Origin of the sequence: Chryseobacterium mulctrae (assembly GCF_006175945.1) — a bacterium.
GTDB classification, from domain to species: domain Bacteria; phylum Bacteroidota; class Bacteroidia; order Flavobacteriales; family Weeksellaceae; genus Chryseobacterium; species Chryseobacterium mulctrae.
In genome coordinates this window covers 3,975,527-3,997,051 of the sequence record NZ_VAJL01000001.1, presented here as the reverse complement: position 1 = coordinate 3,997,051, position 21,525 = coordinate 3,975,527, and the positions used below count along the sequence as shown (strand labels likewise).

14 protein-coding genes are annotated in these 21,525 nt (G+C 32.4%); 6 read left to right on the top strand and 8 right to left on the bottom strand.

Going from position 1 to position 21,525, the window contains the following annotated elements:
- Positions 1–677: 677 nt before the first annotated feature.
- From FDY99_RS18550 to FDY99_RS18530, 5 genes are all read right to left on the bottom strand, one after another.
- Positions 678–1,673 (bottom strand): PDDEXK nuclease domain-containing protein, encoded by a 996-nt coding sequence (locus tag FDY99_RS18550; protein ID WP_073335350.1) that lies wholly within the window; start codon positions 1,671–1,673, stop codon positions 678–680.
- Positions 1,674–1,721: 48 nt separating this feature from the next.
- A complete protein-coding gene (locus FDY99_RS18545; RefSeq protein WP_139423233.1) occupies positions 1,722–2,663 on the bottom strand; it encodes an IS982 family transposase in 942 nt (313 codons plus the stop codon).
- Between the two features lie 362 nt (positions 2,664–3,025).
- Positions 3,026–3,556 carry a DUF421 domain-containing protein gene (locus tag FDY99_RS18540; RefSeq protein ID WP_139423232.1) on the bottom strand — a complete coding sequence of 177 codons (531 nt, stop codon included), beginning with the start codon at positions 3,554–3,556 and terminating at the stop codon, positions 3,026–3,028.
- Positions 3,557–3,745: 189 nt separating this feature from the next.
- Positions 3,746–4,384 (bottom strand): PRC-barrel domain-containing protein, encoded by a 639-nt coding sequence (locus FDY99_RS18535; protein ID WP_139423231.1) that lies wholly within the window; start codon positions 4,382–4,384, stop codon positions 3,746–3,748.
- 33 nt (positions 4,385–4,417) lie between these two features.
- Positions 4,418–5,056: an OmpA family protein gene (locus FDY99_RS18530; RefSeq protein ID WP_139423230.1), complete on the bottom strand. Its 639-nt coding sequence runs from the start codon at positions 5,054–5,056 to the stop codon at positions 4,418–4,420.
- A gap of 646 nt (positions 5,057–5,702) precedes the next feature.
- Between FDY99_RS18530 and FDY99_RS18525 the strand changes: the two genes are divergently transcribed.
- Entirely contained in the window at positions 5,703–8,600 is a 2,898-nt protein-coding gene (locus tag FDY99_RS18525) for an AsmA-like C-terminal region-containing protein (RefSeq protein ID WP_139423229.1), read from the top strand.
- Positions 8,601–9,199: 599 nt separating this feature from the next.
- The gene (locus FDY99_RS18515; RefSeq protein WP_139423227.1) at positions 9,200–10,657 is read left to right on the top strand and encodes an OmpA family protein; all 1,458 of its coding nucleotides are present in this window, start codon (positions 9,200–9,202) and stop codon (positions 10,655–10,657) included.
- A gap of 612 nt (positions 10,658–11,269) precedes the next feature.
- On the opposite strand, the gene FDY99_RS18510 is transcribed toward FDY99_RS18515, so the two are convergent.
- Positions 11,270–11,881 carry a recombinase family protein gene (locus FDY99_RS18510; protein ID WP_034751495.1) on the bottom strand — a complete coding sequence of 204 codons (612 nt, stop codon included), beginning with the start codon at positions 11,879–11,881 and terminating at the stop codon, positions 11,270–11,272.
- A gap of 124 nt (positions 11,882–12,005) precedes the next feature.
- Here FDY99_RS18510 and FDY99_RS18505 point away from each other — a divergent pair, with 124 nt between their 5' ends.
- From FDY99_RS18505 to FDY99_RS18490, 4 genes are all read left to right on the top strand, one after another.
- The gene (locus FDY99_RS18505) at positions 12,006–14,966 is read left to right on the top strand and encodes a Tn3 family transposase (protein ID WP_139423226.1); all 2,961 of its coding nucleotides are present in this window, start codon (positions 12,006–12,008) and stop codon (positions 14,964–14,966) included.
- 175 nt (positions 14,967–15,141) lie between these two features.
- Positions 15,142–15,471: a hypothetical protein gene (locus tag FDY99_RS18500; RefSeq protein WP_139423225.1), complete on the top strand. Its 330-nt coding sequence runs from the start codon at positions 15,142–15,144 to the stop codon at positions 15,469–15,471.
- Positions 15,471–16,247, top strand: coding sequence for a GLPGLI family protein (locus FDY99_RS18495; RefSeq protein ID WP_034751503.1), 777 nt, complete (start codon positions 15,471–15,473; stop codon positions 16,245–16,247). The genes FDY99_RS18500 and FDY99_RS18495 overlap by 1 nt, the downstream gene beginning before the upstream one ends.
- Complete coding sequence (locus tag FDY99_RS18490; RefSeq protein WP_034751506.1) at positions 16,247–18,898, top strand: beta-sandwich domain-containing protein; 2,652 nt, start codon at positions 16,247–16,249, stop codon at positions 18,896–18,898. The genes FDY99_RS18495 and FDY99_RS18490 overlap by 1 nt, the downstream gene beginning before the upstream one ends.
- Before the next feature lie 318 nt (positions 18,899–19,216).
- On the opposite strand, the gene FDY99_RS18485 is transcribed toward FDY99_RS18490, so the two are convergent.
- Entirely contained in the window at positions 19,217–19,519 is a 303-nt protein-coding gene (locus tag FDY99_RS18485) for a hypothetical protein (protein ID WP_139423224.1), read from the bottom strand.
- A 255-nt stretch (positions 19,520–19,774) separates the two neighbouring features.
- Positions 19,775–20,725 (bottom strand): zincin-like metallopeptidase domain-containing protein, encoded by a 951-nt coding sequence (locus FDY99_RS18480; RefSeq protein ID WP_139423223.1) that lies wholly within the window; start codon positions 20,723–20,725, stop codon positions 19,775–19,777.
- Positions 20,726–21,525: the final 800 nt, after the last annotated feature.

Below are 21,525 nucleotides of genomic sequence, written 5' to 3'. Positions count from 1 at the left end.
AATATTATTCTACAAAACCGTCATAATTTTTATTAATGGTCTGCTTTATGCTATAATACAGTAAGTCATTTAAACATCCCATTAAATATGAAAAATTCGAATAACTTAGAGAACACATCTGGTATTACAAAAGAAATCGAACGTTAGAAAGCAATTAAAGCATTGGAAAAGGCAAAATCATTAAACCGGAAAGTTGTTTTTCTTGCTAAGGGAGCTTCAGGACATGTTAAACCGAATATTTTGTTTTAAATAATCAGAAATTAAGTATTTTTTTGATCGTTTTTTGAGATTGTAATTTAAAATTTATCAATAAAGAATGTTTATTTAGGAAATAAAATGTGATTTCCAATTTGCGAAAAATATTCAAAATCGAAAACTCCTAAAAACATTACCTATCCTTTAATTTTGAAAAATATTGGTTTCCGATATAAACACTTGCGGAAATTACTAAACCTCTTATGAACGACCAAAATAATATTTCGTTCAATTTATTGGTCGTATAGTTAATATCATCGTAAAAATTAATTTCCATTAGAAATATAATTACAGTCATTATTAGCGCACCTAATGAAATTTTTTCTATTCTTTTAAAGTCCATACTGTATAATATTTAACTATTGTATTAGTTTGTGATGAGCTAATATATCGTTTTTTGATATTTTAAGAGGTTATGTATTTTATAAGTTCTGATTATCCAGTTCAAATTTCACTCTGTCTGCCTCTATCAAATTTTTCAGTTCTTTTTCGTCAGGAAGATATGTTCTGTATTTACTTGCGAAAAGCTTCTCATTTTCTGACATTACGGAGTATTTCACTACTGTTTCATCTTTTTCGGTACATAAAATAATTCCTATTGTGGGATTGTCATCGACTCCTTTTTTAAGGTCATTATACATTCTTACATACATATCCATTTGCCCAATGGCTTCGTGAGTCAGCTTATGAGTCTTAAGATCTACAAGCACAAAGCATTTAAGGTAATAGTTATAAAATACTAGATCTATATAGAAATCTGAAGTATCAGTAACGATATGCTGCTGTCTAGCAACAAATGCAAACCCTTTCCCTAACTCCATTAAAAATTGCTGAAGATGAGTAATTAAAGCTGATTCTATTTGAGTTTCAGTTTGTGATATGTCTGAAGGAAGTCCTAAGAATTCAAATATATAAGGGTCTTTAATATAATTGGATATTTCTTTGTTTTCTGATTCCGGAAATTTTAATAATCGTCCTAAATATTGGCTGTCAATGTTTCTTTGAAGCGTCCTGGTATTCCAGTTTCCTTCAATGGAGTGTTCTATATACTGTATCCTGTGTTCAGTATTTTCAATTCTACTAATAATTCGATAGTGAGTCCAACTCAATTCGGTACGCACTGCGTTCCAAATTGGAAATGCGATGAAAAAAGCTCGCATATTATTAAGGTTTCTATCATTAAATCCCTTTCCAAATTCTACTGATAGATGATTAGCAAGATTCTTCAAGACTGATTTACCATACTTTGCACGAAGTTGACCATTTTGTTCATCCTCAATAATAAGCTGTCCAATTTCCCAATACATTTTCAGCAATATAGTATTACTCTTTCTATAAACTTGGTCTTTGGCATCAACAATAATTTTTGCAATGGAACTGTAAAGATCTTGATTAAATTCTGGTGTCTTTTCTATCATTTATCAAAATTACAAAATTTACTGTGGGTAGGTTAGCTAACCAAAAGATCATTTTTCAGATTTTATTAATTTATTAACACGCCAAACATTCAGCAATTTATTTAGAAAACTAAAATATGATATTAATGGTTTTTTTGGGAAAAAGCAATATGCCGAAAGACCTCCTAAAATATTCATCATAAAATTATTTACGCTTCTATGTCTGGTGTGTTCCACTTGGCAATGATTCTTTAATTCATCATTTATCGTCTCAATGATGGCTCTTTTTCGGAGCAAAATCTTGTCTTCCATTTTCATGATATGATTTTTCATATTCTTACGAAGCTTTGTGAAAAGCTGGATCCCATCAGCAAAAAGCATCTCCCAAAGAGGGTTGGAAAGATATCCTTTGTCGGCAAAGAGTTTTCCAAAAAGCTGCTCTGTCATTTTTTTAATATGTTTCGGATTTCGGTCATCAACATTCCCTTTCGTTAAATAAAAAGATAGAAGTTCTCCTTTTTCATTACAAACCAAATGCAATTTAAACCCATAAAACCAGCCCATTGAAGATTTTCCGCGTTCTGCCAAACCTTTGAAAACTTTATGACTGTGTATCCTTTGGTTTCTGCACACCTTCAAAGTTGTGCTGTCCATAAAGCTTATTCCCGTGCATTTACCTAAACATTTTTCTTTCAGAAACAATGCAAAAACCACAAAACTTCTTTGCTGAAGTTCTATAAATCTATTGTAGGAAAGGGCTTTTGGAAATAAATTTCTCCAGTAGCCACACACTATTTCCCGGTAGTAATGCTTAAATGTTTTGTGTGCACCGAGATGAAAACCGATCATGATGGTAATGATTTCAGAATCGGACATCATGGATTTTCTGTTTCTTCTCTTCTTTTGATCTCCCAGCGCATGAAACTTCATTTGTTTGATTTGGGAATCAAATTCTTTACAAAAATCGTCAACTTGTACAAAAATATTTGTAATTTGGTCTTTCAAAATCATAAGCAATAGTTCGTTTAAACATTTGAATGTTAGATACTTAAATGTACGAATTATTGCTTTTTATTGCAAATTTATTTTCAACTCTTATCCCGAACTCAGGTTAATTAAATTATTCGAAATGTAATACTTTGAAAAAGTTTACTGCTCCAAATTTGGAATTTTCAAATAACGGGCAAATAAAAATGCAACTGTATCCCACTATAGAAGGGTGTTTACCATTACACTTTTAATCCTATGAATGGCAAAGCAGCCGGTGTTGTTCTCATCATTCACTACATTTATGTCGAACGCATCTTTGATCTACTCTTTTATCGTTTGTTCAAAGTCCCTAAATGCAGACTTTACATGATTTTTATAAATAATTAATCCTCGACTTGCTGATGTAAGGGCATTTTTTCCAAAGAACTCTGTCCCGTACCTTCCGATTTTTTAACTACAGTCATTTGTCCGTTAATTTCAATCACGACTGCTTTCACATCATTGATGTGTTCAATTCCTGAACTTCTGATGGCGGCAAAAATTTCCTCGCGTGTTACCGCCTCACGAGACATAAATTTATCCAAAAATTGTCCATTATAGAAAAGCATTGTTGGAACTGAGTTGACAAGTTTCTCTATACCCGAGGATGATCGGGCGGTCCAGGCAAAAACATATTGCATGGCGATAATAAGAAAAAGGACTTCTATTCCCTCAAGAAGCGGAACCATCCCTAACATCATATAAGCTAAAGTAGAGCCGAGTGCGACAGTAACAACAAAATCAAATGCGTTAAGTTTAGCTAAAGTACGCTTTCCTGAAACCCTTACAAAAAGGAATAATGTTACAAAGGCAACTAATGTTGAGATAGCTACATGTCCTAAACTTTCCCAATCTTTGAAAAATAATTCTTCCATTAAAAAAATAGTTTTAAATCTATTACAACTCTTTGTGAAAACTAAACGTGCTATTGTTGGATATAAAATATACCAACGCTTGAATTAATTCTGCTACAAAAACTAAACAATAAAGTAAGACCATATTGATCTTACTTTATTGTTTAGTTTTTTAATTTGTTTGTTAACTCTAGCTGTATTTTTATAAGGTTACAATTTTTTCCTTATACCAGACGAAGTCTTAGCATTATAGAATTTTTCTTCATCAAAATGTTCATGATGATAGAATTCATCAGGCTTATATTCTATGGCTCCTGAATTAGTCTCTGTTTCGTCCAATCCATTAAAAATACGGCGGATAGCTAATTCTGTTTCAGGACTAATAGCTTCCTTCTCATAAGCCGGAAGCTGCAAAATATACTCCACGCTTACCGGAATAACCACCACTTTACCATCGTCATATGGATTATAGGTTGTCTTATCATAGTGCTGTGTAGCCGATTGGGACCCACTCTCTACAACTACATCCTCGTTGATTGAATTTTCATTTCCTCTGTTAAGAAGATTATCATTATCCTGGATACGTTTACCATCATATAAGACTGCTGTGCCAATAGGAACTAATATTTTCTTTTGTTCTGTATCTAGTTCAGAATTATTGACATCGACTACTATATAACGAACCTTTTTGGTTTGCGGATCAAATAGCAGCTCATCAACCTCACCGAATTTTAACCCCACTTTATTTTTAACGTCCCAACCTCTAATATCAGGTTCTCCTTCTACGATTTCATAATCACTGCCTCCTAGCTCAACTAAATGAGTATATTTATTTTCTTGTAATCCCATGATTTTGATTTTTTAAATTTAAATTGATCTAATTTATTTTTGTTTGAACGCCACAATTTCTACATTACGGTTTTGCTGACGTCCGGATTCGTTAGAATTTGTAGCAACAGGCTCGTTTTCTCCAAGAGAATGAATGGACAATCTGTCTTTCTCAATGCCCCCACTGCTAATAAACCACTCCCGAACCGCTGCAGCACGGTCTGCTCCCAACTGTTTATTATGGGTCGTTGTCCCGATTGAGTCTGTATTTCCAAATATACCGATGTATGACCCTTTGTATTTTTTATCTAATACTTCCACAATACGTTTTAGTTTTGCTTCCGAAGAACCTTGTATCTTATTGTCGTCTGTTGCGAAAAGAATATTTTCACCAAGTGTAAATATCGTATAGTCAGCTCCATTGCGAACAACAATATCTTTATCAGTTATATCCGGATCGACAGATGCAGGTGAATTGAAATTAACTGAGTTCCAATCCGGCTCTGTCATTGCTACCGCATCTTTTTGATTCGCTGTTGAAGTCGTCAATGTATCTTTTCCTGCTTTATTTTCTTTAGTATCGCCGTTGCAGCGTCTCAACGAAAACAAAAGAATTGCCAATGCGATTAACGCAAGTATTAGCCACACCCACCAAGGGGTACCGTTTTTAGGTTTTACTTCTAAATGTGCCATAGTTTAATTTTTTTTAGTTAGAGTGAATTAATAATTTATTGATTTAACAGTTTCTCTGTTTGTTTTTTACTTACAAAAGTCTCGCCATAGTTTTTAACAGCCACAAATTCTAAATAATTAATCTCAATGGAAAATTTTAGACATTTATTTTTGATTTCACTGACAATACTTTCCTATTGTTCTGTATTTCTTGGTCTTAAAATAACCTTTGTTCCATTTTCTGCTAGTTTTATGACAATGGATTTACTGACGCCTCTGTTTTCTCATGTTGCAAAATTGAGTATCATTGACTATCAATTTTCTGTGATAACAGAATTTCAGTTTGAATTGACCATTGTTTTATTTATTAATAATGAAGGTTTTCATGTATTATGATTTTAGAATTAGTGATCAATTAATAGGAAATCTAATCAGTATTGCTAAATTTCCAGTCCTAAAGAAACTCTCTTCCTCCGACAGCATCCTCCGGATAGCATTAGTACTAAATAAAAGTTATTAAATGACTCCCGAATTTGCAATTAATCATCGAAAAATATTTATAAGATTTTAATAAAAAAAGATTTTTAAACCTTTCACCTTGGATAGTTTTTTACCTGTTAATTTTTTTTAGCATAATCTTTGAATTAACCATAAAAATTTCAACTTTATGAGTTCGGGAAATATCAAATCAGTATTGCTGAAAATATTAAAATGGCTGGGAATTGCAATAGCTTCTATCCTATTTCTGATGTTCATTATTCCAATTCTTTTTCCAGGACAGATCTCCAACCAGGTCAAGATTTTCGCGAATAAGCATCTGGCAGGAAAACTCGATTACAAAAAAACACACCTCACATTTTTCAGGCATTTCCCATCATTAACAGTTTCTGTGGATGATATTCTTTTGAAGGGTTCCAAACCTTTTGAACAGGATACGCTTCTGGCGGCCAAGGAATTATCAGTCGGAATCAATCTTAAAAATCTGATTTTTAACGGTGAAATTAAAATCGATGAGATTTATGTAAACGACGCTTATGCTAATGTTTTTGTCAATTCCAAAGGCCAGGCTAATTATAATGTTTACGTTTCCAAACCTTCTGAAAAACCAAAAGATACGACAGAAGAAGGTGCATCAATTAAGTTAGATTTAATCAAATTAAAAAACTGGAATATCAAATACAATGACCACGCTGCGAATGTTCTTGTAAACGCAAAAGGTCTTAATTATACCGGAAAAGGTGGACTAAGCGAAGATATTTTTGATCTGAAAACAGATCTTGGTATTGAAAAGCTGGATTTCGCTTTGAATCGGGTTTGGTATGCGCAGCAAAAATCACTACATGCAGATTTGATCACAAGAATCAACACCGATGCACTGACCTTTGTCTTAAGAAAAAATGAGTTGAAAATCAATGAGCTACCTCTGAAATTCACTGGTTTCGTCAGTATTTTGAAAGACGGATATAACATAGATATCAACGCCGCTTCGGAGAAAACAACGATCAAAGATATGATTTCTGTCTTGCCTCCTCAATATTTAAGCTGGGCAAAAGAAACGAAAATTGAAGGTAACAGCGATTTGTTTTTCAGTCTGAAAGGCCGTTTCAGCGAACCTAAAAATCTGAAGCCAAGGCTTAAAGCAAGTCTTAAAGTTCAGGACGGTTTCGTTTCCAACAACAATGCGCCGGTGCCAATGAACAATCTGAATATGGATCTTAGTGTTGATCTGCCGTCACTAGATACCAACCAGCTCTTACTCGATTTGAAGAATTTGAGTTTTGACCTTGGTAAAAACAACCGTTTCAAAGCCGTTGTAAGAACTCAGGGAGTGGATGAGATGAAGATCAATGCCAATATCAAAGGCGGTGTAGATCTTGCGACTCTCGATGCTGCTCTGGGTCTTAAAGATATTGAAATGAAAGGCCTTATGAATACAGATATCCAATCGAATGGAATTTTCAATATGGATAAAAAATTGTTCCCGAAAACAAAAGGTTATTTCAATCTGAAAAACGGCTGGCTTAAAACCAAATATTATCCAAATGCTATTCAGAATATCAATATTTTAGCAAATATTCATAATACCGACGGAACTTTTAAAAGTCTGGGTGTGAAGTTCGATCCGTTCAAATTTGATTTTGAAGGCAATCCTGTTTCCGTGAATGCAGACTTGCAAAACTTCGAAGATATCTTATACAAGATCAAAGCAAAAGGTGTTTTAAACATTGGCCGAATTTATCAGGTATTTAAAAAAGAAGGCCTTGATGTCAGCGGTCTTATCATGGCCGATTTATCTTTAAACGGTCGTCAAAGTTACGCCACTACCGGACAATACAGCAGACTTGATAACCGAGGAAACCTTATCCTTAAAAACATAAAAGCCACCACCGAATATCTGCCAAAATCATTCTATATCAAAGAAGGAAACTTCGAATTTGAAAATGAAAAGATGTGGTTCAGAAAATTCTATGCAACTTACGGTAAATCGGATTTTGCATTGAATGGCTATTTACTCAACACCATCAATTATTTTATCGAAAGAAAAGGAACACTTCACGGAAAATTTAACCTGAACTCCAACTATATTCTGATCGATGAGTTTATGGCGCTGAAAGAAGGCGACAACAAACACAAATCGCTGGCTGTAGAATATGCAAAAGAAGAGCATCCAAAAAGCAGCGGCGTTGTGATTGTACCAACAAATCTTGATGTTTCATTGGCAGCCAAAGCAAGAAAAGTGGAATTCAAAGGTTTAGGACTTAATAATTTAGTAGGAACAGCCTCAGTAAACAAGGGCGAAGTTTACCTGAAAAACACAACGTTTGATATCATCGGCAGCCGGATGGAAATCGATGCCAGATATCAAAATGAATCTCCTATTACAGCAAACTACGATGTGGCTTTAAAAGTCGCTGACTTCGATGTCCAGCGCGCTTACAAAGAAATAGATATGGTGCGTGAAATGGCCACTGCAGCCAAAGATGTTAAAGGAATTGTTTCTATTGACTATAAACTGAAAGGTGATTTTGATGGGGATATGAAGCCGATTTACCCTTCTCTGGAAGGCGGAGGAAATGTCAATCTAAGAGATGTGGAAGTTAAAAATCTGAAAATGCTTTCTGCAGTTGGAGACAATATTGGTGCTAATGCCTTTAATAATCCGGATATGAAGGGTGTTGATATAGAAACGCATATCAAAAATAATCTGATCCACGTCGATAAGTTTACATTTAAAGTTTCAATTCTTACACCGTCTGTAAGTGGAACGACAAGCTTTAATGGCTTATTAGACCTGAGAATAAGAGTCGGATTACCACCGGCCGGTTGGATAGGTTTTCCAATTGTAGTGACAGGGACTCACGAGAAGCCGAAAATCAAGATTTTCAGTAAAACCGGACAGGGAATTATTGAAGCTCTTTACAATAAAAAATCCAACAAAGTCATTCGTGAGGAAAAACGTGCTGCGAAAAAATCTCGTGCGCAACAAAGAAAAGATCAGAAAGCACAGGAAGCTAAAGCTAAAAATGCTGAGAAACAAATTAATAAAGATTTGAAAGAGAAGTAGAAATTTCGCTTAGATGATTATGACTTCGGGTTGATTCTGAAACAATATCTGGAATTAGAATTTCTTAAGGTTAACTGTTCCAAAATACGGAAGATATCGTAGATATTTCAGTAGATTTAGATTTCCATAATATATCGGGATTTAGTTATTATGATGCTTAAAACTGAAATAAAAAATATTTTAAAAAGAACTCCATCGAATATTCCTGATACTCAGATGAAAGTCGGAAATTGTATTTAGATTCTGGAAAAACTTCAACTTATTCGTCCCAATAGACAGACGCGTTTGACTATTCGTTAAAAATATTTGTTAATTTATTTTTTACAATACGTCCGTCAAGTGATGCGCGATGATATTCTCGATAATTTGTGGGAAATCAACGATTATTTTACCGCTAGAAATTTGGATGTCTTAATTAGTAGGTTCAGAAATTATTTAATTTATACTACAAATTTAAGATTGCTTCAGTAAGAGGAACAGGCGTTGAGTTGATTTATGTATCAGATGAAAATTGACCTGTTCCCAAAAACAGGATCAAGTAAAATTAATTAGTTAGTGGAATAGAAATTGCTCTCATTTTGATAGTTAAAATAAAAAATATGAAATTAAGTGTAGCAATCTTCTCACTAGCATTATCATTGCCAGCAATGGCATTTGCCCAAGACAGTTTACAAGTTGAGTCTAGCGGAGAATACCCAAATACTTTCAGTTCGGGTTCTGCTAATGTTAGCAAGTTTACACAGTCTTCTAAAAGATTCAATGACTGGTCAGTATCATTCGGTGCCGGTGTACCTTTGATGCAGTCTGCAGATTTGACGTCAATCAAAAACGGTAATGGTAAAAATCTTATTGGTTATTCAGCTTACGTAAGTGTTGATAAAGCAATTACACATGCTTTTGGATTTAACCTTCAATACGACCGTGGAGAAACAAGACAGGGATGGTTTAATACCAAAGATGCAGCTCCTGCCAATGCAGCAGCAAACGGACAATACGGTGCAAGAACACAGTATGATGCAATCTCAATTTTAGGAGATATTAATTTCTCTAATCTAATGAGACGTGTAGACAACAAATCTCCATACAGATGGGCATTACACGGTTACGCAGGAATTGGTAGTATCGCTTACAGAGCGTATCTGAAAGATGACACTGGACAAAGATTAATGACTGAAGTTAAACCATTTAAAACATTAGATTTCTTTGGACAAGCTGGTGCAGGTTTAAAATATAAGATAAACAATAGACTTGATCTTGAAGGTAGAGTAATGTATGTGGTAACTACAGACGACCAGTTCGATGGTGGTGGTGAGCCTTACAGCGCTATTAACAGAAGAGAAGATCAGGTTTCTGACAATTTCTTCAATGCCACTTTAGGTTTATCTGTTAAACTGGGTAAGCATGACTCTCACTTAATGTGGCATGATCCTTTGCAGGAAATCTATTACAAATTAGATGTATTGGCTGAGAAAAATCAGGATATTAATGTTTGTAAAAGCGGAGATGCTGATAACGACGGTGTATGTGACGACTGGGACAGACAGCTTGGTACTCCTGCAGGTGCAAGAGTTGATGGTTCTGGGGTAGCTTTAGACGTTGATATGGACGGTGTAATTGATCTTTATGATAAATGTATAACTGTTCCGGGACCTGTAGAAAATAACGGATGTCCTACAACACCTACTAACTCAGGTACAGTAACAGAAGCTGAAACAAAATTAGACGGAATTGAATTTGATTTAAATTCTGACAGAATTTTGCCTTCAAACACGCCTATCTTGAACAATGCTGTAAATTACATCAATTCTTCAAACGGTGCTTACACAGTAGTAGGTACAACTGATACAAGAGGTTCTGAAACTTATAACCAGAATTTATCTGAAAAAAGAGCAAACAGCGTGAAAGATTATTTAATCAAAAACGGTGTAGAATCTACAAAGCTTGATGCAATCGGAAAAGGTAAAAGAGACCTTAAATACCCAGAATGTGATCCTGCCACAAAATGTCCTGAATGGAAAAACAGAGCAAACAGAAGAGTTTATTTTAAGGCTAATTAATAATAGTAGATTTGTACAACTGTTAGATTTGAGTTAGCTTCATCAAACTAATTAGCGCATTGATATTATTATATTAGATTTTATTATAATCTATGTCTTTCATAAATTTAACATTAAAACTACATCATTATGGAAAAGTTAAAGAAAAAATTTCTTGATTTTCTAAAAATTTTGATAAAAAGAATTTTTATTGAAGACGTAATTTGATCAGCGGATCGAACTAAGATTATTTGATGAAGAGTAAGTAACAATTTTAATATCGGTAAGTAGTAAAAGGTACTAGTTAAAATGAGGGACATACATAATAAACACAGATCCCCACTATACAAAATACAGAATTAAAAATTTTAAAGAATCCGTCTCACAAATGATCTGTGAGACGGATTCTTTATACTAAGGAAGGTTTTTTTCCCCCAACTCTATTAATTATTCAATGTTATAATCAGGATTGTGTTCAAATTTAATTGTGTCTATTCTATTGTTTTAATCCCTTGCTATCTTAATCAAAGAATCTTCTGCTTTTATTAAGGGGTCGGTCGACGAAAAGTAAAAAAAACAGGGTTAAGGATAAAATCTATTAAAATTTAATTTTTAATAGATAAATTTATAAAACTAATTTGGGGAATCCTGTATTTTATTTTTTTTTATCCAGTTATGGAGGTTCGCCGGAGTCGAATTATAGCGTTTTGCTATAAATTTTTTGGTAGAACCATTTTTAAGTAAAGCTTCTATTTCCAATTTGTGAGTATCAAGTTTACTTTTTCCTGGTCCTTTTGGTCTACCTAATTTAATTCCGTTTGCTTTTTTTGTCTGCAGCGCTTCTTTTGTTCTTTTGGAAATCAAGTCCCGTTCAATCTCTGATACCATAGAAAATACCATTGCCATCACTTTACTTTGTATGGTATCGTCAAGTTGCCAGTTTCCTTTGACAGTATAAATATTAATGCCTTTCTCTGTCGCAATAGAAATAATTTCCATGCATTCAAGCATACTTCGTCCCAATCTGGAAAATTCATTTAAAAGGATAGTATCTCCTTTTTGTAAATCCTCTATGATCTCACCAATTTTACGTTTTCTCCAGTGAATCTTTCCGGAGATTTTTTCTTCTACAAAATCTACTTTACCTAAAGATTTGTCATTCGCTAAAAATAAAATTTCTGCTTTATTTTTTTCAAGATCCTGGTCAGCTGTTGATACCCTTAGATAAGCTACATTCTTTGACATAAAAGCTATTTTAAAATTAAAGGTATAAATATTAAATTATTCTATATAAAAAAGTAAAATATAAATATGTATTTTTATTTAATTATAACTTTATTGAAAACGGTCATTTTTACAATGTTATTTTATGGCTTTAAGAAAATCTATAACAGAACAAGAATTTACTTCATTAATAAATATTCCTCAGTCTGGAGAAGAACTTATAAGGATCTATTCTCTTTCAGATGACGATATAATTTTCATTAAGGCATCATGCAGAGGAAAAACCAATCATATTAGAGTATCAGTTTTACTTAGCTACATGAAATTTCCCGGAATTATTATTCCTACTGTATTTATTCCAGATGAAAGAATATTGGATCTATTATGTAATCAGCTAGAAATAGATAAAAGCCACTGGAAGGATTATGATAATTTGGCTGAAACTCGCCAGGATCATATAAATATTTTGAGAAAAAACTATGGATATGAAAATTTCTCTTCAACTTACTATACTGATTCTCTATTCAATTTAACAAAATTTACTTTACAAACAGATAAAGGAATATTAATTGCGCAGCAGTTAGTAAAATTTTTGAGAGATGCTAAAATATTGATACCTAGAATATCTGTTGTACAGAAAATATGCTCAGAAGCCTTAATTAATGCAGAAAAGCAAATTCATGATACCCTGAGTTCTGTATTGTCCAATCATCAAAAACAGTTATTAGATACTCTTCTCAACTTACAGGAAAAAAGCAGCATCAGTCAACTAAATTGGCTGAAGCAATCCCCACAGGCGGTCAATTCAAAATTTTTATTGATGCACATAAAGAGGTTGAAAACTATTAAAGACATTGATCTTCCAAAAGATATTGGTAAGGATATTCATCAAACACGGTTGTTGAAAATAGCCAGAGAAGGCAGGCAGATGACACCACAACATCTAAGGGATTTCGAAGAATCCCGGAGATACGCAACTTTAGTCGCAATACTTCTGGAAACCAAAGCTTCTATTATCGATGAAATTATAGAAATGAATGATAAAATCATCGGTTCTTTGTTCAGATATGCCAAGAATACACAAGCTCAAAAAATGCAGGAATCCGGAAAATCCATGGGAGAACAGCTCGGTGTATTTTTTAAAATTGGAAATGCACTTCTTGATGCCAGAGAAACTGGAGAAGATCCTTTCGATGCTGTTGAATCGGTTATTTCATGGGAAGCTCTGGCTCAAAGTATTTTGGAAGCCAAGAACTTAACCGCTAAACAAAATTTTGATTCACTTTATTTTATATCCGATAAATATTTCACGATCAAAAAATATGGTGGAGAATTTTTGAAAGAATTGGAACTCCGTTCAGCTCCTGTGGCAGAAGATATTCTAAAGGCAATAAATATTCTGATAGATTTATATGAAGGAAAAATAAAAAGACTGCCGGAAAAGCTACCCTCAAGTTTTATAAGAAAAAGATGGGAAGAACTTGTATTTACGGAGAACGGTACCGATAGAAAGTTTTATGAACTGTGCATATTTTCTGAACTCAAGAACCATCTGCGTTCCGGAGATCTTTGGGTACAGGGTTCAAGACAGTACAAAGATTTTGAAGATTATCTTATTCCTTCAGACAGATTTACTGAAATGAGAGATCAGAATGGGGTTCCTCTGGACGTAGCGTTGAATGTAGAAGAGTTTCTTTCGGAACGGATGGAACTTCTTTCCAATAAAATACAAATCGTTTGTAAACTTATCGAAAGCAATGAACTTCCGGACTCTTCTATTATTAATGACAGGATAAAGATTAAACCTCTTGAAAACACAGTTCCTGAAGAAGCTGAAGTTTTAGGAAAAAAAATATACAGTTTGCTTCCTCTCATTAAAATCACAGATCTTTTGAAAGAAGTCGATCAGTGGATGGGCTTCACAGATCAATTCACCCATTTGAAATCAGGAAATAAAAGTAATGATAAAAACTTTTTACTCACTGTAATACTGTCAGATGCCATCAATTTAGGCTTAAGAAAAATGTCGGAAGCTTCTCCGGGAACTTCCTACGCAAAACTTTCCTGGCTTCAGGCGTGGCACATCCGCGATGAAACGTATTCTTCAGCTTTAGCGGAAATTATAAATGTTCAATCCGCGCATCCATTTTCTTCTTACTGGGGAGAAGGAAAAACATCTTCTTCGGACGGTCAAAGGTTTGCTACCGGAAGCTATGCGCAAAGAACCGGAAATATTAATCCGAAATATGGAAGCAGTCCCGGAGTTCAGTTTTACACTCATGTCTCCGACCAATACGCACCTTTTCATACCAAGGTTATTAATGTGGGAGTAAGGGATGCAACCTATGTTTTGGACGGGCTTCTCTATCATGAATCTGATGTACAGATAGAAGAACATTATACAGATACTTCGGGGTTTACCGATCATGTGTTTGCTTTGATGCAGTTATTGGGATTTAAATTTGCCCCAAGAATCAGAGATTTGAATGATAAGAAGCTTTTTATTCCTGAAGCATCTACCGGTTATTCTGCGTTATCAGAACATATAGGAGGTAAAATTAACAGTAAAAAAATTATTCAAAACTGGGATGAGATCCTAAGATTGGCTGCTTCCATAAAAAATGGAACTGTTACGGCTTCACTGATTGTAAAGAAGATTGGAAGCTATCCAAGGCAAAACGGACTTGCAGTAGCATTGCGGGAATTGGGTAAAATTGAAAGAACCTTATTTATGCTCGACTGGTACATGAGTCCGGAACTTAGGCGGAGAGTTACTGCGGGACTTAATAAAGGGGAAGCCAGAAATACTTTGGCAAGAGCCGTATATTTTAACAGGTTTGGAGAAGTCAGAGAACGGAGCTTTGAAAATCAACGGTATAAGGCAAGCGGTCTTAATTTGGTAACTGCTGCTATTGTTCTATGGAATACTGTTTATATTGAAAAAGCAGTGCAGCACCTGAAAGAACAGGGCGAAGAAATTAATGAAGAGTTACTTCAATATCTTTCTCCTTTAGGATGGGAACATATTCACCTTACCGGAGATTATGTTTGGGAAGAACGTATCAAACTTAAAAAAGGAGAGTTTAGATCGCTAAGAAAAGTATAATTATTACTTACCTTAAAATTAATATTATTGACAAATATAAACTTTTAATATTATGTTAACTCCCTTTGTTGTAGAACATTAAAAAGTGAAAAAAAATCTTTTTCGCATGAATTATTTTTCTATATTTGGATTCTAACATTAAATATTAAATTTATGAAAAAAAACTATTTTAGCGTTGTTTTTAACAGTTGGAATTTCAGGGATTGCTTTAGCGAATAATTCAGTACCTAATGTTTCTGAACATAAAATGGAAACAAAAGTTGTAACGAAGGAAAAAGGAGACAAAAAACAAGTTACAACCTACAACTATGTGAATGGAGTGTTATTTTCTTGTACAATTGCAACACATACAAGACAATACGATACTTGTGGAAATTACGTAGGTACAGTTAAAGAATCATACGAAGCTTATGGAAGTGGTTGTAGTGAAGCGGGTGAAGGAGGGTTACTAATTAAAGTAACAAGAATGATGACAGGATTTGGCGATTGCCCTGCAAATTATTAATGACAGCATATATTAAATTTATTATGATTTTGTTCTGTGTTTTTTTCAAAGCACAGAACAATTTTATTGTTTACAATAAAATCATAGATGATGCTGGTGGTAATGAAAAAATTTATGAAAAAAATATACTTGTTTTTCAAGATAAATGGTCTATTTTTTTTAGCTACAGAGGAAGTTTGGAAGAAGTGAATGATTTTTTGACTAATAGTGAAAAAATTAGGAGCAGCCAGATTATAAAAAATTCACTGGATGAGAAAAAATTTTATATAAAAGATAATTCTTTTACTAAGGAGATTCTTTTTACGTTAGACAACTATCAAAAAATTGATTGGAATATTATTCAGAAAGATACGGAAATAATCTTAGGATATAAATGTCATAAAGCTTTAGGGAAATTTAGAGGAAGAGATTTTATTGCTTACTTTACAACCGATTTGCCAGTTGATTTAGGTCCTTTAAAGTTTAGAGGATTACCTGGTGTAATTTTAAAAGTTTCAGATAAAGATAACTTGTTTACCTATGAAGCTGCTAAGATTGTATTAAATTTTCCACAGAAAATTGACATTAATTCTAAACTTCTTTTCTCATTTCCTGAAGAAAAGTCTAAGTACATTGATTATAAAGAATATATAAATATTGAAAATAACTACTTAAAAGATATTAAGTCAAAAGTTGAAGCAAATAGACCAGCTGGAACAATAGTAGTGAGTTCTTCCAAAGAAAGAGACTTTAAGATAGAAAAATCTTTCGAATGGGAAGAGTCTAAAAAGCCTTAATGAAGTATTTATGTTTATTATTCATCATATTATTTCTTAAAATCTCTGCTCAAACAGAGATAAAAGGTTTAGTATGGTCAGAAAATAAACAGGCGGTTTCAAGAGCCAATGTGATTCTTACCGATTCACAGGATAATATAATAACTTTCGTCTTTAGTGATAAAGACGGAAGTTTTTTGCTTAATACGGATAAATTCGGAAATTTTAATCTGAATATTTCTGCGATGGGCTATTTTTCTAAGAAATTCCCTGTTTCTATAATTAAAAGAGGTGAAAGCAAAAATTTTAAAACCATTATTCTTGAGACTGATAAAGTAAAAGAAATAAAGGAAGTAGTTATTAGCAGAACTTCGCCGATCAAGATTAAGAAAGACACTATAGAATATTCTGCTAAAAATTTTTCTAATGGAACAGAGCAAAATGTAGAAGATCTCTTAAAAAAACTTCCGGGAATTACTGTTCTTAGTGATGGTAAAATAAAATTCGGAAATAAAGAGGTTTCCAGGGTGATGATAGAAAATGATGATCTTTTTGAAAGAGGTTATCAGACACTTACCCAAAATATGCCTTCCAAACCTTTAGATAAAGTTCAGGTTCTTAAAAATTATTCAAAAAATAAGCTTCTCAAAAATATTGAAGCTTCAGAAAGTATTGCCCTTAATCTTACATTAAAAGAAGATGCCAAAGGTAAGTGGTTTGGAAATGTTTTGTTAGCTTCTACAAGTTATAAAGAAGATATGCGACAGGGAAAACTCAATCTGATGAACTTTACAAAGAGACAAAAAATCTATTTTCTTCTGAATGCCAATAATTTGGGTTTAAATGAAATGAAGGGTGTAGAATACTTAACCAATCCAAGCTCGGATAATGATGTTGAAAATGTTGGAACCAATATTAACACACTATCAATAATTAATCTTCATCAAAAAAACTTTCAGTTTGATGATAAGCGCACTAATTTTAACAATGATAAGTTAGTTTCACTTAATTATATTTATAATTTTAAAACCGATTGGAAATTAAAGTTTGTAACTATTTTTAATGAAATAGAAAATAGAAACTATATCAATTCTTTTTATAAATTTAATTTTAACGGTTTAGATTTTATTAATAGTGAGGATAAAATATGGAAGCAAAATAACAGAAATATTGTTGGGAAGGTAGAACTTTCAAAAGACTTTAAAAATAACTCAAACTTACAATTCTATAATAAAGTTTCATCCTTAAATGAAAATAATAATAATATTTTTCTTTTTAATGAACAGTTGAATAATCAAATTGGAAAGAATGAACTTTTTGCCAACGAAAATAGATTGACTTACACTAAGAAAATAGATTCATCCAAAGCTTTAGTAGCAGTAGCAAGATATATTTTTCAAAACCGGCCATATGATTTTACTGATGAAAATGATGTTTTTTCTCAAATACTAAACAATCCTGATGCTCAAAAAATAAATCAGATTATTGATTCTAAAATGAATTTTGGGGGATTAAAACTTTCTTATCTTAAAAAGTATGCAGAAGAACACAGCCTGGAATTACAGTTAGGAAACGAGTTCAGAAAAGATTTTTTAAGCTCAAACCTTCATATTTTTAATTCAAATAATGAAGCGATAAGTTTTGATAAATCAGAGTTTATTAATCATACAGATTATGTTCAGAATAATGTTTTTGCTCAGATTAAATATAACAAAAAAGTAAAAAATTGGAGCTATGGTTTTACCATTTTAAATCAAATGATTCATTCTGATTTAAATCAAAATAAACAGAATGGTTTCTATGTTTCTCCGTTAGCAAATATTGGTTACCAAAACAGAAAAATAGGAAATTTTAATTTGAATGCAGGAAGGAAATTTTCCACAGTCAGTATCAACGATGTTTATACTAACTATATCTATCAGGGAAACAGAAACTTTAAACAGAGCAATGTAAATTTTGCTGTTTTGCAAGATTGTAATTTAGGATTTAGCTACAACGTGGGAGAGCAAATGTCTCAATATCTTAATTTCAATATTAATTTTTTCAAAAGTGGAGATTATTTGTCTAATAATATGATTGTAAATCCTAATTACACTTTTAATCAAACAATTTTGGTAAAGAATAATAGCAATTTATCTGCAAGCTTAGAATTAAGAAAATACTTAAAGCCTATAAGATCAAGATTGAGTATTTTAAGCTCTTATATGCAATCGGGCTATGAAAATAGTGTAAATAATCAACCTTTAATAAAAACTAAATTTATCAATTGGAAGGCAGCTTTTGAAATGAAATCAGGCTGGACAAAATTTATTAACTATGAATGCGGTTATGAATGGGCATTCAATACTATTTCTTCGAAAGTGAATTCTAACAAATACATAGATCAAAAAGGTTTTTTGAACCTTTATTTTACTATAAATTCACAGTTTAGGATTGAGTCTCTTGTAGAATATTATAAATTTGGAAATACAGCTCAAAAAACTACTCAGTTTTGGGATATTAAAGCGAACTATACTTTAAAGAAGTATAATATGAGTATTTTTATTCAGGGCAATAATCTTTTAAATTCAAACAGTATTCAGAGATACTCAATAAATAATATAAGTGAGAGTTTATACACACAAAGACTGTTGCCACGCCATATAGTGTTAGGTATTAACAAAAATTTCTGATTAATATATAAAATCTATTCAAAGCAAAAAATATGATAGATTTTATCCTTAACCCTGTTTTTTTTACTTTTCGTCGACTGACCCCAGTTTAAACATAATTGCATTCAAATTTAAAAAATTAAACGGAGAAACAAGGTAAAGGAAAGGAAAAATTTTAAAATATTAAAATTTTCATTTTCGAAAATTGAAAAAAAAATGATTTTTTGACCGCTTTTATAGTCGGAAAAAACAAAATTATTCCATTTTTTTATTCGTTAATTCATTCCGGAGTTGGTGCAGATTGCTTTCTTCCGGAATGATTTTAACGAACTATTATTTTTAATATTCTGACGGAAAAAGCAAGGTTGTTGCATCTCTATTACATTCGGTTATTATCCAAATTTTTTCTTCATTTTGAATTTTTAAGTCTTCAGAAAATTTATAACTGCTAAAAATTCTTCCTTCATTTTCAAGTGAAAAATCATTAGATTCTTTGTCTTCTTCTTCCAAATCTCCCCAATCTCCAGAGGAATGTTTTTCTAAACATTTCTGACAAAATATTGAAAATTTTGGATTTTCTATCATTGTTTTTTTAACGGCATTTGTTGCCAAAATTACACCTGTTTCAAATTTATTTTCCATAATAAAAATTAAAGATTATCAGTATAAATATTTGCTTCTACTTCGATAATATTTGACGAAGAAATTGTGCTTTTATTCGATTATTTGTAGCGTGTTCTTGTGCTAATGCTCTTGTAGTAAAAACAGCTTTAAAAACTCTACTGCTATTTGTTTTGAAAACATCTGTTTCAAATAAAACGAAAATTAAATCTCTCATAATGTTATATATTTTTATTAATAGTTATAATATTATAAAGCCCATTTAAGGGCTTTATTTTAAAGTGATTCAAGAAATTTTTTAGCTTTTTTAGATTGAGTAAATGCGTTTCTTAAATTAGTTTCTCTGTTTTCTATATTTTTTGTAGTCCACCCTTTCAAGTAACGTAATGAGTTTCCAAACTCTTCAGATATGCCAAATTGCAACGATATAAGCATTGCCCCCATTTCTGCTATTAGTTCTTCGAAACTGTAGCTTTCTATGTCACTATGTCCTTTTAATTCCCTGTCTAATCTGCGTGGGTGACCCGTCCAATGTATAATTTCGTGAAATAATGTAGAATAGTATTTTGATGCAGTAAAAAAATATTTTCTCTCAGGCAATTGAACATAATCAAAGGATGGCGAATAATAGGCAACTTCTTCTAACCCGAATTTTAATTTTAAATTTCCTTTGGTGATTATATTAGAAATAAATATTTCGCAATTTACTTGCTCTGAAATTTCGTTTTCGCTTGCTTCTTCATCTACAATATCTAAATTAATCTCTGAAAGATTTTCAATTAATTCAGAATTAAAAACTACGTAATTTTTAATACATGGTATTTTTCCAATATTTTTTCTTTCCGCTTCGTTCATTAATTTTACTTGCTCCAAAGAATAATATTTTCCAGTTTCTTTATGCTTGTAAGTATATGTAAAAAATTCAATAACGCATCCTTTTGCGCCTTTTTTCAATTTTCCGCCTGCCTTTGAGATACTGTTAAAAGTGGCATATTTTGCAGAAGTAAATTTTTTTACAACTGTATCGAGAAATAAAGTCATTACATTAAATCCTTTATATCTTTTTTTTGTAAATAAATTTGATGGGTAAACAGAATCTAAATTGGCGTACATTTCCCAATCTTTTGCGTTCACTTGATCTAAATTTTCTAAAATTTTATCTATAAATTTATCTCCTTTTGGCTCTGTTTTATATTTTCTTGTAGTTGTTTTTTTAGTTGTTTTCATAATGTTATATTTATTAATTAGTAGTTATAATGTTAAAAAATAAGGTTTATATGCATAGGCATCGAGGACACTTGACTTTTTCTAAAGTGGTGAGTATCGGTGATGAAAAGCATAATTTAGTTTGAGTTTTTGTTTTGCTTTTTCCGTTGATTTCAAAGAACTCTGTCTATTTGCGTAGTGTATCTGAGGTTCCGACTTTTCTATGCAATGTCTCGTGAAATATTTTAGCGTAAAAAATGGGGTGCTTGCACTTGGTGTCGGGGTAACTTTTTTGTGGTGGGTTTGATTTTGAAAAAATCGGATTCCCAAAAAAGTTACGGGGGTAGAATTTTTTTGGAAAAAATCTTTCAAATTCGCAGTAGAAAATCGGGAAACCCTCAGACTACGGAAATCGGCAGGAAGTTCTTATCAACGGAGAAAGTGATACGAAAACTCTTAACTACTGCTTTTCATCCCGATACCACCACACATTTAAAAAAAAAATTCCACTCAGTATGCTGAAAGCATAATAGGGAAGGGAAAGAGAGGGATTATGCTTTTGGCCAACTGACAAAAAATGATTCGCTAAAATCGGGGCGAATGGGTGGGAGCGCCTCCGGTTCTGAAAATGATTAACGAATTAAAATCAGATCTGAAGACAAACCGGCATCGAAAAATGACGAACTAAAAAAAATGAAAAATGTAGTTCGTTAAAAGTTGCAAAGCTTTGCTTGGCCAAAGAACTTTTAACGAATTAAAAAGCAAGCCGCAGAAGATCCAGGGCAAAGTAATGACGAACTATAATTAAAAGAAAAAGCCTC

Excerpts from the sequence above, each read along its gene's own strand:
- FDY99_RS18490 (WP_034751506.1), top strand. The coding sequence starts at position 16,247 with ATGAAGTATTTATGTTTATTATTCATCATATTATTTCTTAAAATCTCT.
- FDY99_RS18545 (WP_139423233.1), bottom strand. The coding sequence starts at position 2,663 with ATGATTTTGAAAGACCAAATTACAAATATTTTTGTACAAGTTGACGAT.
- FDY99_RS18510 (WP_034751495.1), bottom strand. The coding sequence starts at position 11,881 with ATGTCAAAGAATGTAGCTTATCTAAGGGTATCAACAGCTGACCAGGAT.
- FDY99_RS18515 (WP_139423227.1), top strand. The coding sequence starts at position 9,200 with ATGAAATTAAGTGTAGCAATCTTCTCACTAGCATTATCATTGCCAGCA.
- FDY99_RS18550 (WP_073335350.1), bottom strand. The coding sequence starts at position 1,673 with ATGATAGAAAAGACACCAGAATTTAATCAAGATCTTTACAGTTCCATT.
- FDY99_RS18485 (WP_139423224.1), bottom strand. The coding sequence starts at position 19,519 with ATGGAAAATAAATTTGAAACAGGTGTAATTTTGGCAACAAATGCCGTT.
- FDY99_RS18530 (WP_139423230.1), bottom strand. The coding sequence starts at position 5,056 with ATGGCACATTTAGAAGTAAAACCTAAAAACGGTACCCCTTGGTGGGTG.
- FDY99_RS18495 (WP_034751503.1), top strand. The coding sequence starts at position 15,471 with ATGACAGCATATATTAAATTTATTATGATTTTGTTCTGTGTTTTTTTC.
- FDY99_RS18525 (WP_139423229.1), top strand. The coding sequence starts at position 5,703 with ATGAGTTCGGGAAATATCAAATCAGTATTGCTGAAAATATTAAAATGG.
- FDY99_RS18480 (WP_139423223.1), bottom strand. The coding sequence starts at position 20,725 with ATGAAAACAACTAAAAAAACAACTACAAGAAAATATAAAACAGAGCCA.
- FDY99_RS18535 (WP_139423231.1), bottom strand. The coding sequence starts at position 4,384 with ATGGGATTACAAGAAAATAAATATACTCATTTAGTTGAGCTAGGAGGC.
- FDY99_RS18540 (WP_139423232.1), bottom strand. The coding sequence starts at position 3,556 with ATGGAAGAATTATTTTTCAAAGATTGGGAAAGTTTAGGACATGTAGCT.
- FDY99_RS18505 (WP_139423226.1), top strand. The coding sequence starts at position 12,006 with ATGGCTTTAAGAAAATCTATAACAGAACAAGAATTTACTTCATTAATA.